Origin of the sequence: Streptomyces kanasensis (assembly GCF_043077165.1) — a bacterium.
Classification (GTDB): domain Bacteria; phylum Actinomycetota; class Actinomycetes; order Streptomycetales; family Streptomycetaceae; genus Streptomyces; species Streptomyces changanensis.
Genome location: NZ_JBIBSF010000011.1, coordinates 47,111 through 60,668, shown reverse-complemented (window position 1 = coordinate 60,668; position 13,558 = coordinate 47,111). Strand labels below are relative to the sequence as shown.

Below are 13,558 nucleotides of genomic sequence, written 5' to 3'. Positions count from 1 at the left end.
GCCGGTGCGGGGATGACGGCTGACGGCGCCGGCCCGCCCGGCTCCGGACGCGCCCGGCAGTACGCCGACCCGCGAGTACGCCGACCCGGCAGTACGCCCCGGCCCCCCAACGCCGGCCGCTGCCGCCACGAGCACGGCAGGTCACGTCGGCCCAGTCGGACCACATCGGCCCGGTACGGTCGGCGCAGTCGGGTCACCTCGGCCCGGCCGGGTCGGCGCGGTCAGGTCGCGTCGGCCCCGGTCCGGTCCGGTCACGTCGCCCCGATTCCGGCTGCCTCTGGCCGGTCCGCGGTCACGGATCGCGGGCCGGCCCGACGGCTCACCGGCTGACGCCGCAGCCGTCGTCGGAGACCGCGTTGCCACCGAGGTCGGCGAACCGGGCGAGTACGGCACGGCAGTCGTCCGGGCCCGCCAGGCTGGTGTTGCCGGTGACGGTGCTGTTCTTCAGCCGGACACTGCCGGGGCCGACGGGCACGGGCGGGGCGGGCACGTAGGCGAGGGTGATGTTGATGCCGCCGCCGCCCTTGTCGGCGTGGTTGCCGGTCACCTTGGTGTCCACGAGGGTGACGTCCCGGATGCCCCGCACGTCGATGCCGCCGCCGTAACCGGCCAGCTCACCGGGGCGGGTGGGGTCGTGCGGGTCGACGACGCGGTTGCCGGTGATCGTGGACCGTTCGACCAGCCCCGCCGAGTCGAACCGGATGCCGCCGGCCTCGCCGGCCTCGTTGTGGTCCACGAGGCTGTCTCGCAGGGTGAAGGAGCTCAGCGGGATGTTCTGGACCGCGCCGCCGATCCTCCCGGTGTTCCGGGTGAGGTGGACGCGCTCCATCGTCAGGTCGGACGAGTTCAGCACGGCGCCGCCGCCGTAGTAGTTGTAGAGGGACGCCGTGGGTTCCGACCGGCCCCCGGTGATGGTGAGGTCCGAGATCGTCGACGGCCGCATCACGGTGAACACCCGGTCGACGCCGTGCCCGTCGATGACCGTCCTGCCCGCTCCGGCCCCGGTGATCGTGGTGGGCGCGAAGACCTTCAGGTTCCCGTGTGCCGTGTCGGCCAGGGTGTAGTCGGTGAAGGCCCGCCCGAGGAGGGGCGGGATGGCGAGGTCGTACCGGCCTGCCGGGAGCACGACCGTCGAGCCCGGGTGCGCGTTGGCCTCCATGATCGCCGCGCGCAGCGTGCAACCACCCCTGGTCGACAGGCACCTGCCGTCGGAGCGCGTCGCGTCGGGCGCGTCGGTACGGCTGTCGACCACGATCCGCCGGGCCTGTGCCGTCTGCGCGTGCGCCGTGCCCTGGCCGGGCACCAGGGCCGCGGCGAGACCCAGGACCGCGCCGGCCACGGCCGTCGCCCGGACCGTCGTCCGTGCTGATGTCCCCTTGGTTTTGATCATGGGACAGGACGCTATCCCCGAAAGCTACCGTCAAGTAGGACGAAGATCACGGAATGGGTTTTTGGCTGCATACCAGCGCAAAACCCCTCCGGACCCGCCCCGCTCCCGGCTCCGCCTTCCCCTCCCCCACTCCCCCACACCCCGGCGGACGCGCACGCGGCAGGCGAATCGCCCGGCGACGCGCACCGGCGCCGCCGGGTCGACGGGCCCGTACCCGATCCGACGTACCGTCAGGAGCGGGACACTCCGGCCGAGAAGACCGTCTTGCCGAACGCCGGAGCAACCACTCGCCACGAGGCGGGCCGCCTGCCAGGCGTGCGCCGCGTCCATCCGACTCGCGGGCGCGTGCCGGGGGCGTCCTGGACGAGGAACTCCTCCAGGATGCCCGGGCGGGCTGCCGTGGCGAGGGGGACGGCGTCGGTGGCGGCCATGTCGCGGACGCGGTACGCGTGTTCCCCCGCCGCCACCGCCGCCGTGAGCGTGACCAGGCCCGCGCGGCGGCCGGAGGGCGAGGTGGAGAACGTCCAGGCGGCGATCCCCGCGCGGTCCAGGGCGACGGTGTCCCGGTGGAACGTGCCGGAACGGGCCAGGAGGTGCGGCCCGTGCAGGGAGTGGCCGAGGCTCCGGTACGCGTCGCGGGCCAGCAGCAGGGTCGCCGCCGTCGCGAGCAGGGCGTAGAGCCACGCCGCGTGGAGGAAGACGGGCGTCACGAACAGTCCGAGGGTGAGGAGTACGGCAGTCGCCGGCAGGACGGCGTACAGCAGGCCGCGGGCCCTCCGCCGGCGCAGCGCGGCGCGTGGGTGGGGGGTCAGCGTGACGGAGTCCCACGGTGGTGCGGGGACACCGAGTGCTCCGGCGGTGACGCGTGCGGCCTCGGCACGCGGCGCCGGTGGGAGCAGGGCACCGCGCGCATGGGCCTCCTCCTTGTCGCCGAGCCCGGCCGCGACGGCCGTCACGCTCGCGCCGCCGGCGGCCCGCAGCAGGAGGGGTTCGCGGAGCAGCACGCCGTGCAGCCTCCCGCGTTCGAGTGCGACCGAGCGGGTGGTCAGCAGGCCGCGCCGTACCGTGAGCGTGTCGGTGTCGGTCCAGGCGGCGCGGTACCCCCACCAGTTCTCCGCGTAGACGACGACGGCACCGAGGCAACCCAGGGCGGTCACCGCGACGAGGACCGCGGGCACGGTCAGCCACAGGGCGCGGGCGCCGAGCGCGTCGAACGCCTCCTGGACGTACCGCGCCCGCCACGGGTCGATCCCGACGCCGTCGAGGATCCGGTACGCCGTGCCCACCGCGACGCCCACGCCGCCGAACACCCAGAAGGTGAGCGGCGCGTACCGCAGCCACCGCCAGTCGAGGCGGCTGAGTACGGGGTCTTCGGTGAGGGCCCGGGCGCCCGGGCCGGTGGCGGCGCGGGGGCCGGTGGCGGCGCGGGGGCCGGTGGCGGCGCGGGGGCCGGTGGCGGCGCGGGGGCCGGTGGCGGCGCGGGGGCCGGTGGCGGCGCGGGCGAGGAGGGCGACCCGGAGCCGGTGCCCCTCGTGAACCGTGACGGCGTTCAGGGTGATGCCGCCGCGTTCCCCGCCGGAGGCGGTCGTTCCGGCCCGTACGACGGTGAGCCCCAGCAGGCGGTGCAACGGGGGCGCGGTGAGGTCGACGTTGCGGATCCGGTCGAGCGGGAGGGTGCGGCGCTGCCGGCTGAACACCCCGCTGTGCAGGGTGAACGCGTCGGTGGTGAGCCGGTACCGGGTGCGCGACCAGGCCATCAGGCCGGCGGTGGTGACGGCGGCGAAGGAGACGACGAGGGCGGCCAGGGTGATGCGCGCGCCGACGGGGACGCGGCCGCCCGTGGCGAGCAGGGTGAGGGCGAGCGGTCCGAGCGGCGGGACGAGCCAGCCGCAGTGGACGAGCAGGGTACGGGCGGCGGGCCGCCGCCAGGCTTCGCCCTGACGGCTCACGCGGCGCCCTCCGGGGTGGCGGAAGCGGTACGGGCGGTGTGCGCGGCCCGTCCGATCGTCCGCGCCAGCTCCTCGGCCAGCGCGTCCGGCAGCCCCGCGATCCTGATGTCACCCGCGGTGGAGGCGGTGGTGACGGTGAGCGTCGCCAGGCCGTAGCGCCGCTGGAGGGGGCCGCGGACCGTGTCGACGGTCTGCACCTGACCGAGCGGGGCGACGCGGCACCACTGCCACATCCAGCCGCCGGCTCCGTAGACGGCGTGCCTGCCCAGTTCCCAGGCGTGCGTCGCGTACCGGCGGCGCGGCATGAGGAGCAGGTAGCCGAGTGCGGGGACGACGAGGGAGATCACCAGCAACGGGGCGAGCCAGGGCAGGGACCCGGCGAAGAACAGCGCGCAGAGCACGCCGACGAGGAGGGCGGTCAGCAGCATGGGGCCGCTCACCGTCACCAGCGCCTGGGCCGCCCACCAACGGCGGGATCGGGGATCGACCCGGTGGCGGGGCGGCCTCAGGCCGGGCACGGCAGGAAGAGACATGACGGTGACCCACTTTCCAAGTCAACTGTATTGGATAGCGATACGTTACAACGGTACAAGTGACTTGCCAACGCGGCGGGCCCGGAGGGACCCCGGCCGGGGAACCGGCCTGCCGCACGGAGGAGATGAGGACGTCCGGTGCCGAAGAAGGTGGACCACGAGGCCAGGCGCCTGGAGATCGCGGAGGCGCTCTGGCGCATCGCGGGTACGCGCGGCCTCGACGGGGTGAGCCTGCGTGACGTCGCGGCGGAGGCCGACATCTCGCTGGGCAGGCTCCAGCACTACTTCCGGACGAAGGACGAGATGCTGCTCTTCGCCCTGCGCCACATCAACTCCCTCGCGGAAGGGCGGATCCGCGCACGCCTCGGCGCGCTCGCGGCGGTCCAGGAGCCGGGCGGAGCACGGGACCGGGAGCCGGGCGAGGGCTTGGAGCAGGAAGGGGGCGGGCAGGGTGGGGCTCACGGCCCATCGAGGGGCGGGGCCCAGGGACCGCCACCGAGGGTCGTCCTGCGGGAGTGCTTGACGGGAATGCTGCCGCTGGACGAGGAGAGCCGGGTGGGCACGCTGGTCGGCGCGGCCTACTTCGCCCGCGCGGTCCACGACGAGCGGCTGCGCGAGGAGGCCCGGGAGGGCATCCCCAAGCTGGCCGGGTTCTTCGCCGACCTCCTGCGCAGCGCCGGGGAGCGCGGCGAGCTGGCGGCGGACCGTGCGCTCGACCCGCACACCGAGGCGATGCTGCTCATCAGCCTCGTCGACGGCCTGACCGCGTACACCCTGCTCGGTGTCCAGACCGGCGACGAGGCGCTGGCACGGCTGGACGCGCATCTGGAGCGGATCTTCGGCGGCGCCCGCTGAGCCACTCCCCCGCGCCGCCGAACACACGGGCCGCCGCTCCCCCGCGCCCCGGCCGGCACGAGGCGGCCCCCGGGCGCTACCCCCGACAGTGCGGGAGCCGGCGTCGCCGGAACCCTCCGAGCCGCCGGAGCCCTCCGAGCGGCGGGAGGCGGGGGCCGTGGGAGGAGAGACCGGTCAGGTCGGCCGCCTTGTGGGCCGGCGCCAGCCGCGGGCTCCGTGGTGTGGCCCCGTGGACGGGCCCGGGGTGCGTGGCACCGGATCCGCTTCCCCACCTCCGTGGACCATCACCCCCTCGGAAAGGTCTCTGCGCCCCGGGCTCCGGCGTCCGCGCGGGCTCTGGCGTCCATGCGGGCTTTGGCGTCCGCGCGGGCTGTCCGCCCTGGCCGGGCGGACAGCAGGGGCGTACGCCCTCCGCCGCACGCTCCCGGGCCCGTCCACGGCGTCGACGGGTCCGCAGGGGGTAGACCGCGTCCGGCGCGGCGGGTGCGAGTTCGCAACGGCGGTGGCGGCGAGGGCGCGGGCACCGCGACGGCTGCGCGGGCCGGTACGCCGGAGCGGCTGCTGCGGGCGGGGCCGAGGCGGGTGATGGTGGGCGGTCCGTCGGGGCAGGTGGGACACCATGGACGACACACGGCACCTCCCCGCCTCCGGCCTCCCCGGACGCGATGGTGGTCGCATGGGACAGACGACGACCCCCGGCCTCTTCACCCGCAGGTTCGGGCCCCCGCCGCGCGACGACGTTCCGGTCGTGGTGCTCGTGCACGGGCTCGGGCTGTCCGGCCGGTACTTCGTGCCGCTCGCTCGGCGGTTGGCGGCGGGCGGGGCGAGCGTGCTCGTACCGGACTTGCCGGGCAACGCACGGTCGCGGTCCGCCGTGCGCCGCATGCCGGACGTCGGTGCGCTCGCCGAGGCGGTCGGCGACTGGCACCGGGGGCTGTCCCTGGGGCCGTGCACGTTCGTCGCCAACTCGGTCGGCTGTCAGGTCGTCGCGGCCTTCGCCGCCCGCCACCCCCGCCGGGTGGACCGGGCGGTGATGGTCGGCCCCGCGCTCGAACCGGGGGCGTCCGGCTGGCGCCAGGCGGGGCGGCTCCTCGCGGACGCGCCCCGCGAGCCGCTCCCGCTGCTCGCCGTGGCGACGGCCGACTACCTGCTGACGGGCCCCCTGCGCTTCGCCGCGTCGTTCCGCCACGCCCTGCGGGACGCGGCCACGTCGTTCGAGGGGAACCTCGCACGGGTCCGGGCGCCGACGCTCGTGGTACGGGGTGCGCGCGACCCGCTCGCCTCCGGCGCCTGGGTGCGGCGGGTGGCGCGCACGGTCGTCGACGGGCACCTCGCCGAGGTGCGGAACGCCGCGCACGCGGCCCACTACAGCGCGCCGGACGCCATGGCCGCGCTGATCAGGACGTTCGTGACAGGAGGACGCGCGTGAAGCCGTCGAAGACCACCACCCGCACGCCCCGGTCCGAGGAGGACGGCGGCAGGCCCTCGCCGTGGCTGCGCGTCCTGCCCGGTGTCTCCCCGGAGCGGCGCGGACTGGTGCTGGCCTGGTGGGGGTTCGCCCTCACCTTCGGCGGGATGCGTCTGCTCACCTGGCTCATCCACATCGACGTGGCCGGCGTGGGTGACGTCCAGGCCGGCGGGGTCCACCTCCACCACTATGTGTGGGGCATCCTGCTGCTCGCGGCCGTCGGTGTGGCGGGCCTGGTCCAGCGCTCCGCCCGGGCACGCGCGTGGATGGGCCTGGCCTACGGGGTCGGCCTGGCGCTGGTGGTGGACGAGGCCGCGCTGCTGATCAGCCTGGAGGACGTGTACTGGGACACCGAGGGCGGTGTCAGCATCGCCCTGGCCATCGCGGTGATCGCCGTCGCGGGCGGCGTCCTGGCGGTCACGCGGGACCGCGGCGCCTCGGCGGCGCGGCACCGGGACGACGGCTGACGGCGAGGGGCGGTGCGCGGCGCCGGGCCAGGAAGGTACGGCGGGCACCGGCGGGACGGCGGACGCGCGCCGGAGACCGGACGCCGCGCCGGAGGTCGGACGCCGCGCGGGACGGCGGACAGCACGCCGGAGGAGCGGCGCCCGCCGGGGGCGCCTCCGGTGCCGGTCAGGGACGGCGGACGAGCTCCGCCGCCAGGAGGTCCATCAGCAGCCCGTCGTGCCAGGTGCCGTCGGCGCCGCGTTCGTACTGCCGCATGACTCCCACCGGCCGGAAGCCGACCTTGGTGTAGCAGCGGATCGCCGCGGCGTTGTCGGCCGCCGGGTCGATGACGAGCCGGTGGTGGCCGTGGACGTCGACGAGATGGCGGGCGAGGGTCCGTACGGCGTCGGTGCCCAGCCCCCTGCCGTGCGCGGCGGGGTCGAGGAAGAGGTCGATGCCGGCGTGCCGGTAGTCCGGCTCCTCCTCGGCGTACCACTGGATCATGCCGACGGTGCGGTCCCGGTGCTCGACGGTCAGCCACCGGTTGTCGGGGTCGTCGAACTCCCGCGCCATCTCCGCCCCCAGGTCGTCCCCGCCCCTCCACCGGGCGCGCACCTCGGGTGTCGCCCGGATGGCCGCCAGGGCGGGGATGTCCTCGCGGACGGTGGGGCGGAGGACGACGAAGGCGCCACGCAGCACGGTCATGGCCGGGAACGGTACGCCAACGGGCAGGCCCCGCACCCCCGGATTTCCCCGCGGCGGGATTGGGGCGCGTCGTCCTCCCGCACGGCGCGGGGGCCCGTCGCAGTCCGCACGGCGCGGGGGCCCGTCGCAGTCCGCACGGCGCGGGGGCCCGTCGCGTCGCGCGCGGCAGCGCGGAGGGGGCGCGTTCCACCGGTCGGTGCAGCGCCGGCAGGCCCGGAGGTGATTTCCGCCCCGCTTCCGGTAACAGTGCCAGGAGGCCCCGACCGCCTCCCCCTCCCCCCACTCCCGGACGAAACTGCGACGGAGCGCGATGTGGAAACACCCTACGAGCGCTATCTGCGCCTTCCCTCGCTGCTGTCCCTCCAGCGGCCTCGGACCCCGCGGGACGACACGGCGCGCTGGCCGGACGAGCGTCTCTTCATCGTCGTCCACCAGTCGGCCGAGCTGCTCGTCGGCCAGGCGCTGGTGGACCTCGGCACCGCCCTGGAGCACACCGAGGCGGGTCGGGTGCGACCGGCCTGTACGTCGCTGCGGCGCGTGACGGCCCTGGTCGAGGCCCTGGACCAGCACCTCATCCTGCTCGACCACCTGGATCCGGCCGGCTTCGGCGCCTTCCGTCCGCTCCTGGAGGAGGCGAGCGGGTCGCAGTCACCCCAGTTCGCCGCGTTGTTCGACCTGGTCGACGAACACGGCAGGGCCCACTTCGGGCGTACGAGGGACACCGGGGGCGGGGCCGGCACGCCACCCGTCCGCGGCGAGGAGCAGGAGGAACCGGCCCCGTCCTGGCGGGCCCTGCACAACGCGGTCACCCGCTGGCGCGTCAGACACCTCTTGATGGTGGAACGCATGATCGGCGACGGGGCCGGCACGGGAGGCACCACGGGGCTGGAGTACCTGCGTTCCCGGATCCACCTGCCGCCGCACCGGCCCCCGGTCTGACGGACGGCCGGGGAGCGGTGGAGGCGGGAGGAAGGCTCAGGACGCCTGGGCCCCGCGGTCCGCTGCGGCGCCCCGGTCACCGGCCCCCCGGTCACCCGCGCCCCGGTCACCGGACGCCGCCTCGATGACCTCGTCCAGGATGCCGCGCGTGAGGGCCAGGTCGGTCATCGTGCGGTCGATCCGCTCGCGTTCGGCGAGCAGCTCGCCGACCAGGCGCGAGGTGGCGGACGCGTTGGGTCCGCCGTCCGCGTCGCGCATGCAGGGGAGCAACTGCGCGATCTTCCTGCTGTTCAGGCCCGCCGCGTACAGTGCCTGGATCCGGACGACGCGGTCGACGGCCCACGCGCCGAACTCCCGGTGCCCGCCCGGGGTCCGCTCGCTCCGCAGGAGCCCCTGCTGCTCGTAGTAGCGCAGGGAGCGCTCGCTCACCCCGCTGCGCCGGGCCAGTTCACCGATCCTCATTTCCCGCCCCCCCCCGCCGCCCGACGGGCACTTGAACCTGACACCGGTGTCAGTTCCTACGGTACCGGCATGACGCAGACACCCCGCATCCCGCAGCTCCTCGAACCCGCCCGCCTCGGCCCGCTCCACCTGCCGAACCGTCTCGTGATGGCGCCCCTGACCCGCAACCGCGCGGGGGCGGACGGCGTCCCGCAGCCGCTCATGGCCACCTACTACGCACAGCGCGCCTCCGCCGGGCTGATCATCGCCGAGGCCGCGACGCCGAACGCCGTCGGGCAGACGTACCCGAACATCCCGGCGATACACAGCCAGGCGCACGTCGACGGGTGGCGGCGGGTCACACGGGCCGTGCGGGCGGCGGGCGGCCGGATGTTCCTGCAGCTCCAGCACGGGGGCCGGGTCGGGCACCCGGAGACCAGCGGCCTCACTCCCCTCGCCCCCTCCCCCGTGCCGCTGCCGGAGACCCTCCACACGCCCTCCGGGCTCCGGCCCGCCGTCGTGCCGCGCGAGATGACGACCCGGGACATCCGTTCCACCGTCGCCGACTTCGCGTCGGCCGCCCGCAACGCCGTCGACGCCGGATTCGAGGGCGTCGAGGTGCACGCCGCCAACGGGCACCTCCTGCACCAGTTCCTGGCCGGGAACACCAACCGGCGCGGCGACGCGTACGGCGGCCCGGTGGCCCACCGGATCCGCTTCGTCGTCGAGGTGGTGCGGGCCGTCGCCGACGCGATCGGACCGGAGCGGGTCGGACTGCGCGTCTCCCCCGGCAACACCGTGAACGGCGTACGGGAGGACGACACCGACAGCGTCTACCCGGCGCTCGTCGAAGCCCTGGCGGACAGCGGACCGCTCTACCTGCACGTCGTGGCCGCCGATCCGGACCAGCCCCTCTTCCGCACGCTCCGCGACGGCTGGCCGGGCACGCTGATCGCCAACCCGGCCCTCGGGTGGGGAACGCCGCTCCCCGCCGACGGCGGCCGGCGCGCGGGCGAACGGCTGCTGGCTGCCGGCGCGGACCTGATCGCCCTCGGCCGCGCGTTCATCGCCAACCCCGACCTGGTCGAGCGGATACGCCTCGGCGCTCCGCTCAATCCGGTGCGCGAGGCGTACCAGATGTACACGGGAGGGGAGACCGGGTACACCGACTACCCCTTCCTGGCCGACCACGCCGGCAGCCCGTCCCCGGAGCCGGTGAGCGGGTGATGGGTGAGCCGGTGAGCAGGTGAGGAAGCCGGCGGGCCGGTCCGGAAGGTGGCGGACCGGTCGGGAAGCGGCGGCCGGGCGCAGGAGACGGCAGGCCGGTGAGCAAGACGGCGGTGACCGCCACGCGACCCGCCGCGCCGCTCGGGCAGGATGGACGCATGCGCCATGACGAGGGGGCGGGCTTCGCCCTGCCGCGAGGAGCGACCGGCTTCTTCCGCCCGGAGGACGGCCCGCTCCCCCGGACCGGCCTCCGCGCCTTCCGCACCGCACTCCACGCCGCCGCCCGCGCCGCCGGAGGCACCGTGGACGAGGTCGAGGAGCAGACCTACCCGGTCACGTTCCACACCGCGGTGATCACCGGGGGCGGGGACGAGTGGATCGTCCTGTGCCACGCCCACCACCCGTGGGTGGCCTTCGCCGAGACCCGCCGGAACTGGTACACGGACCAGTTCGTGAGCCCACCCGCGTGGGCCCGGGCCTTCTCCGACGCGGGTCTCGTCCTCCTCACGTGCGAACGGCTGGCCACGCCCCTCTCGGACGTGGACACGTCGGTGCTGACCAAGGCGGAACGGCGGCAGGTGCGCTGCTACGGCGTGGACACGCTGGGCGGAGTGCTCTTCAACGCCTGGGCCTGACCGGATACGTCCGCCGAGACCCCCGACGCCGGGCGGGCGGGACGCGCCGCCGGTCGCGGTCACGCCGGAAGGTACCCCGGCCACCGGGGGGGGACGCCCCCGGGCCGTGCACCGCACGGTGACCGGGTCAGCGCGCCGGGGTCCCGGGGTCAGGTCGCGCAGAACTCGTTGCCCTCCGGGTCCTGCATCACCCACCAGTGTCCGGCGGGCCCCTTGTCCACCTCGCGGACCCGGGTCGCCCCCAGGGTCTCCAACCTCGTCACCAGGTCGTCGAGGCCGCCGGGCCCGCCGTGGACGTCCAGGTGCAGACGGTTCTTGCCGGACTTGCGCTCGGGCACGTCCTGGAAGAGGAGTCGCCGGCCGTGGCCGACCCCGCTGGTCGCGTCGTAGGGGTCCTCGGGGTGACGGATCGCGGCGTACCCGCGGAAGGTCCTGCGGCCGCGGTGCTCGACGACCGCGTCCTCCGGGAGGTGGCCGGCGGCCAGCAGCTGCTCGACCAGAGGAGTGGGGTCCTCCACCTCGTACTCCAGTGCCGCCGCCCAGAAGTCGGCGAGGGCGGGCGCGTTCGTGCTGTCGATGACGAGCTTCCAGTGCAAGGGCATGCGCCCATCTGACGTGTCGTCCGGGGCCCTGCGCAACCCGGGCCGGCCGACCCCCGCGAGGGCTCCGCCCCGCATCCCCGTGGTCCGGCACCCGCAGCGGCGCGGCCGGTGATGCCGGTGTGACGCCCGGCCGGACCCCGTCGTCCGGGCGGCGCCTCCGACAGGAGGGGCATCCGTCGGGCGCCCGGTCCGGGACGTGGACGGCCCGTTCCGCCACGTCCCGGGAGGAAGCGCCGGCCCCGGCCGGGGCGGTCGCGGCCTCGGGGCGGTGGCGGCTTCGGGACGGTGGCGGCGTCGGGACGGCACTGCCCGGCCCGTGCGGCGAGGCCGCCCGCCTCCGCTTCGGCTCCTGACGGTCGATCTTGGCCGGGTTACGGTGCCGGAGCCGGCGCGGTGCCGGCACGGTGCCGGCGCGGTGCCGGTCCGGCGCGGGGAGGACGGGGAACAGTGGACACGGACGTGCGGACACGGGTCTCGGCGTACGCGATCGCCGTGGACGACGACCGGTTGCTGCTCGCCCGCCTGTCGGCCGCGTCCCCGGTGTTCGCCCCCGGGCTCTGGCACCTCCCGGGCGGTGGCATCGACCCGGGCGAGCAGCCCGTGGAGGCCTTGGCCCGCGAACTCCGGGAGGAGACCGGCCTGGAGCTCTCCGCCGCCCGCCTGCCCGACGCCCGGAGCTACGGCGCGCGGCGGCACGGGGTGAGCTGGCACCTCACGGCGCTCTTCTACGCCGTCGACCTCCCGCGCGGGGCACCGGTCGTGACCGAGACCGACGGCTCCACCGACGCGGCCGTGTGGGTACCGCTGGCGGACCTGCGGACGTCGACGCTGTCGCCGGCGGCCGCCGACGCCGTCCGCATGCTCGGGAGCCGGTCCGGTCACCACGAGTGACGGCGGCGACTGCTCCCGCCGCTCCGGTCCCCCTGTACGCGCCCGACGTCCGACGACTTCGACGAGTCGGACGAACCGGACGACGAGCCGGGTCGGCGGGTCCGTCGACGACCGCGCCGGCCGGGACCCCGCCACCGGCACGGTCCGTCCTCACCGCCCGCGTACGATGGCGCCATGGCGAGCGCGCGCACCGTGACCAGCAGGCACCCCGTCGGGTGCCTGCTGTCGTCGCTGGTGCTCGCGGTGCTGGCCGGTGTGCTGGGCATGCACGGCCTGGTGCCCGGATCGATGCCCGTGGCGGCCGCGCACACCGGCCACCAGGCGGTGCCGGCCACCGCGGCGGAGGTGCCCCGACTGGACGGTGACTGCTCACACTCCGACGGTGGGGCGGGCCACCCGGCCCACGCCGACGGGACGTGCGCGGCGGCCGGTACCGGCTCCGCCTACACGCCGCCCGCGCTCACCGCCACCGTGGCGGCCGTCCCCACCGCCCTGGCGCCCGGGGACGGCCTTCCGGCCTCCACGGCGAGCGGCAGGGGCCCTCCCGACCTGTCCGAGCTGCAGCTCCTGCGGATATAGACCGACGCGCCGCACGCGCGCCCCCCGGCACCGGCCGGTGGAGCGCCGTGCCCCGGTACGTACGTCTCCCATCCGTGACACCCCGCGCGGCGCCCGTCGCCGCGCGTGAAGGAGCAGCACCCATGAACAGCAGGAGTTCCCTCCACCGCCGTACCGCCGCCGCCCTGACCGCGGGCGTGGCCGCGGTCGCCCTCGCCGCCTGCGGCGGGAGCGGCAGCGGATCGACCGGGCACGTCGGTCACGGCGCGACCCCCTCGTCGGCCTCCTCCGCCCCGGCGTCCGGGCCGGCGTCGCAGGACCGGCACAACGCCGCGGACGTCGCCTTCGCCCAGGGCATGATCCCCCACCACCGGCAGGCGGTGCAGATGGCGGACCTGGCGCCGTCGAGGGCCGCGTCTCCCGAGGTGAGGAAGCTCGCCGAGGACATCGAGAAGGCGCAGGACCCGGAGATCAGGACGCTCTCCGAGTGGCTCGTGTCCTGGGGCGAGAAGGTCCCCGCCGAGGGCGCCGCGGACCACTCCCACCACGCGGGCATGGAGGGCATGATGAGCGCCGAGGACATGGCCGCGCTGGGCAAGTCCTCGGGCAAGGCCTTCGACACCGCCTTCCTGGAGATGATGATCAGGCACCACGAGGGGGCCGTGACCATGGCCAAGGCCGAGCGGGAGCGGGGCGCGTACCCGGCGGCCACGAAGATGGCCGACGCGATCGCGGCCTCGCAGAGCGCCGAGATCGCGGAGATGAAGAGGCTGCTGGCCCGCGACTGAGCGGAGCGAGCCGGGGGGGGGGGGCGGGGGCGGGGGGCGGCCCCCCCCCCCGGGGGCCGGGGGGGGGGGGGGGGGCCCGCCCCGCGGCGGCCCGGGGGCGGGGGGGGCCCCCCCCCCCCCGGGCCGCAAC

At 75.7% G+C, this 13,558-nt stretch carries 15 protein-coding genes; 9 read left to right on the top strand and 6 right to left on the bottom strand.

Translation table 11 applies throughout. The annotated features are described in order from the left end of the window. Positions 1 to 319 precede the first annotated feature (319 nt). The 3 genes from ACF053_RS25270 to ACF053_RS25260 all read right to left on the bottom strand — a co-directional run bounded on the left by ACF053_RS25270 (position 320) and on the right by ACF053_RS25260 (position 3,872). Positions 320 to 1,390: a hypothetical protein gene (locus ACF053_RS25270; RefSeq protein ID WP_391956056.1), complete on the bottom strand. Its 1,071-nt coding sequence runs from the start codon at positions 1,388 to 1,390 to the stop codon at positions 320 to 322. Positions 1,391 to 1,620: 230 nt separating this feature from the next. Continuing rightward, positions 1,621 to 3,339 (bottom strand): PH domain-containing protein, encoded by a 1,719-nt coding sequence (locus ACF053_RS25265; RefSeq protein ID WP_391956055.1) that lies wholly within the window; start codon positions 3,337 to 3,339, stop codon positions 1,621 to 1,623. Beyond that, positions 3,336 to 3,872, bottom strand: a complete 537-nt coding sequence (locus tag ACF053_RS25260; RefSeq protein ID WP_391956054.1) for a PH domain-containing protein — start codon at positions 3,870 to 3,872, stop codon at positions 3,336 to 3,338. Before ACF053_RS25260 ends, ACF053_RS25265 begins: the two co-directional genes overlap by 4 nt. A gap of 138 nt (positions 3,873 to 4,010) precedes the next feature. On the opposite strand from ACF053_RS25260, the gene ACF053_RS25255 reads away from it, so the two are divergent. From ACF053_RS25255 to ACF053_RS25245, 3 genes are all read left to right on the top strand, one after another. Beyond that, the gene (locus tag ACF053_RS25255; RefSeq protein ID WP_391956053.1) at positions 4,011 to 4,727 is read left to right on the top strand and encodes a TetR/AcrR family transcriptional regulator; all 717 of its coding nucleotides are present in this window, start codon (positions 4,011 to 4,013) and stop codon (positions 4,725 to 4,727) included. A gap of 676 nt (positions 4,728 to 5,403) precedes the next feature. After that, on the top strand, positions 5,404 to 6,156 hold the full coding sequence (locus tag ACF053_RS25250) for an alpha/beta fold hydrolase (protein WP_391956052.1): 753 nt from the start codon (positions 5,404 to 5,406) through the stop codon (positions 6,154 to 6,156). After that, positions 6,153 to 6,662, top strand: a complete 510-nt coding sequence (locus tag ACF053_RS25245) for a hypothetical protein (RefSeq protein ID WP_391956051.1) — start codon at positions 6,153 to 6,155, stop codon at positions 6,660 to 6,662. The genes ACF053_RS25250 and ACF053_RS25245 overlap by 4 nt, the downstream gene beginning before the upstream one ends. A gap of 166 nt (positions 6,663 to 6,828) precedes the next feature. Here the strand turns inward: ACF053_RS25245 and ACF053_RS25240 are convergent, their stop codons facing one another. Continuing rightward, on the bottom strand, positions 6,829 to 7,347 hold the full coding sequence (locus tag ACF053_RS25240; protein WP_391956050.1) for a GNAT family N-acetyltransferase: 519 nt from the start codon (positions 7,345 to 7,347) through the stop codon (positions 6,829 to 6,831). A gap of 312 nt (positions 7,348 to 7,659) precedes the next feature. On the opposite strand from ACF053_RS25240, the gene ACF053_RS25235 reads away from it, so the two are divergent. After that, on the top strand, positions 7,660 to 8,286 hold the full coding sequence (locus ACF053_RS25235) for a tryptophan 2,3-dioxygenase family protein (RefSeq protein ID WP_391956049.1): 627 nt from the start codon (positions 7,660 to 7,662) through the stop codon (positions 8,284 to 8,286). Between the two features lie 36 nt (positions 8,287 to 8,322). Here ACF053_RS25235 and ACF053_RS25230 read toward each other — a convergent pair whose 3' ends face one another. After that, positions 8,323 to 8,748 carry a MerR family transcriptional regulator gene (locus ACF053_RS25230; RefSeq protein ID WP_391956048.1) on the bottom strand — a complete coding sequence of 142 codons (426 nt, stop codon included), beginning with the start codon at positions 8,746 to 8,748 and terminating at the stop codon, positions 8,323 to 8,325. A 69-nt stretch (positions 8,749 to 8,817) separates the two neighbouring features. Here ACF053_RS25230 and ACF053_RS25225 point away from each other — a divergent pair, with 69 nt between their 5' ends. Both ACF053_RS25225 and ACF053_RS25220 read left to right on the top strand, forming a co-directional pair. Continuing rightward, the gene (locus ACF053_RS25225) at positions 8,818 to 9,954 is read left to right on the top strand and encodes an alkene reductase (protein ID WP_391956047.1); all 1,137 of its coding nucleotides are present in this window, start codon (positions 8,818 to 8,820) and stop codon (positions 9,952 to 9,954) included. Between the two features lie 158 nt (positions 9,955 to 10,112). Then, on the top strand, positions 10,113 to 10,589 hold the full coding sequence (locus ACF053_RS25220; protein ID WP_391956046.1) for a hypothetical protein: 477 nt from the start codon (positions 10,113 to 10,115) through the stop codon (positions 10,587 to 10,589). Between the two features lie 149 nt (positions 10,590 to 10,738). Here ACF053_RS25220 and ACF053_RS25215 read toward each other — a convergent pair whose 3' ends face one another. Further along, positions 10,739 to 11,191, bottom strand: coding sequence for a VOC family protein (locus ACF053_RS25215; RefSeq protein ID WP_391956045.1), 453 nt, complete (start codon positions 11,189 to 11,191; stop codon positions 10,739 to 10,741). 447 nt (positions 11,192 to 11,638) lie between these two features. On the opposite strand from ACF053_RS25215, the gene ACF053_RS25210 reads away from it, so the two are divergent. The 3 genes from ACF053_RS25210 to ACF053_RS25200 all read left to right on the top strand — a co-directional run bounded on the left by ACF053_RS25210 (position 11,639) and on the right by ACF053_RS25200 (position 13,428). After that, on the top strand, positions 11,639 to 12,082 hold the full coding sequence (locus ACF053_RS25210; RefSeq protein ID WP_391956044.1) for an NUDIX hydrolase: 444 nt from the start codon (positions 11,639 to 11,641) through the stop codon (positions 12,080 to 12,082). A 174-nt stretch (positions 12,083 to 12,256) separates the two neighbouring features. Further along, the gene (locus tag ACF053_RS25205) at positions 12,257 to 12,661 is read left to right on the top strand and encodes a DUF6153 family protein (protein WP_391956043.1); all 405 of its coding nucleotides are present in this window, start codon (positions 12,257 to 12,259) and stop codon (positions 12,659 to 12,661) included. A 122-nt stretch (positions 12,662 to 12,783) separates the two neighbouring features. Further along, positions 12,784 to 13,428: a DUF305 domain-containing protein gene (locus ACF053_RS25200; protein ID WP_391956042.1), complete on the top strand. Its 645-nt coding sequence runs from the start codon at positions 12,784 to 12,786 to the stop codon at positions 13,426 to 13,428. The last annotated feature ends 130 nt before the right edge of the window (positions 13,429 to 13,558 follow it).

Coding starts and splice junctions, on each gene's coding strand:
- ACF053_RS25225 (WP_391956047.1), top strand. CDS start 8,818: ATGACGCAGACACCCCGCATCCCGCAGCTCCTCGAACCCGCCCGCCTC.
- ACF053_RS25240 (WP_391956050.1), bottom strand. CDS start 7,347: ATGACCGTGCTGCGTGGCGCCTTCGTCGTCCTCCGCCCCACCGTCCGC.
- ACF053_RS25205 (WP_391956043.1), top strand. CDS start 12,257: ATGGCGAGCGCGCGCACCGTGACCAGCAGGCACCCCGTCGGGTGCCTG.
- ACF053_RS25200 (WP_391956042.1), top strand. CDS start 12,784: ATGAACAGCAGGAGTTCCCTCCACCGCCGTACCGCCGCCGCCCTGACC.
- ACF053_RS25270 (WP_391956056.1), bottom strand. CDS start 1,390: ATGATCAAAACCAAGGGGACATCAGCACGGACGACGGTCCGGGCGACG.
- ACF053_RS25215 (WP_391956045.1), bottom strand. CDS start 11,191: ATGCCCTTGCACTGGAAGCTCGTCATCGACAGCACGAACGCGCCCGCC.
- ACF053_RS25220 (WP_391956046.1), top strand. CDS start 10,113: ATGCGCCATGACGAGGGGGCGGGCTTCGCCCTGCCGCGAGGAGCGACC.
- ACF053_RS25230 (WP_391956048.1), bottom strand. CDS start 8,748: ATGAGGATCGGTGAACTGGCCCGGCGCAGCGGGGTGAGCGAGCGCTCC.
- ACF053_RS25250 (WP_391956052.1), top strand. CDS start 5,404: ATGGGACAGACGACGACCCCCGGCCTCTTCACCCGCAGGTTCGGGCCC.
- ACF053_RS25260 (WP_391956054.1), bottom strand. CDS start 3,872: ATGTCTCTTCCTGCCGTGCCCGGCCTGAGGCCGCCCCGCCACCGGGTC.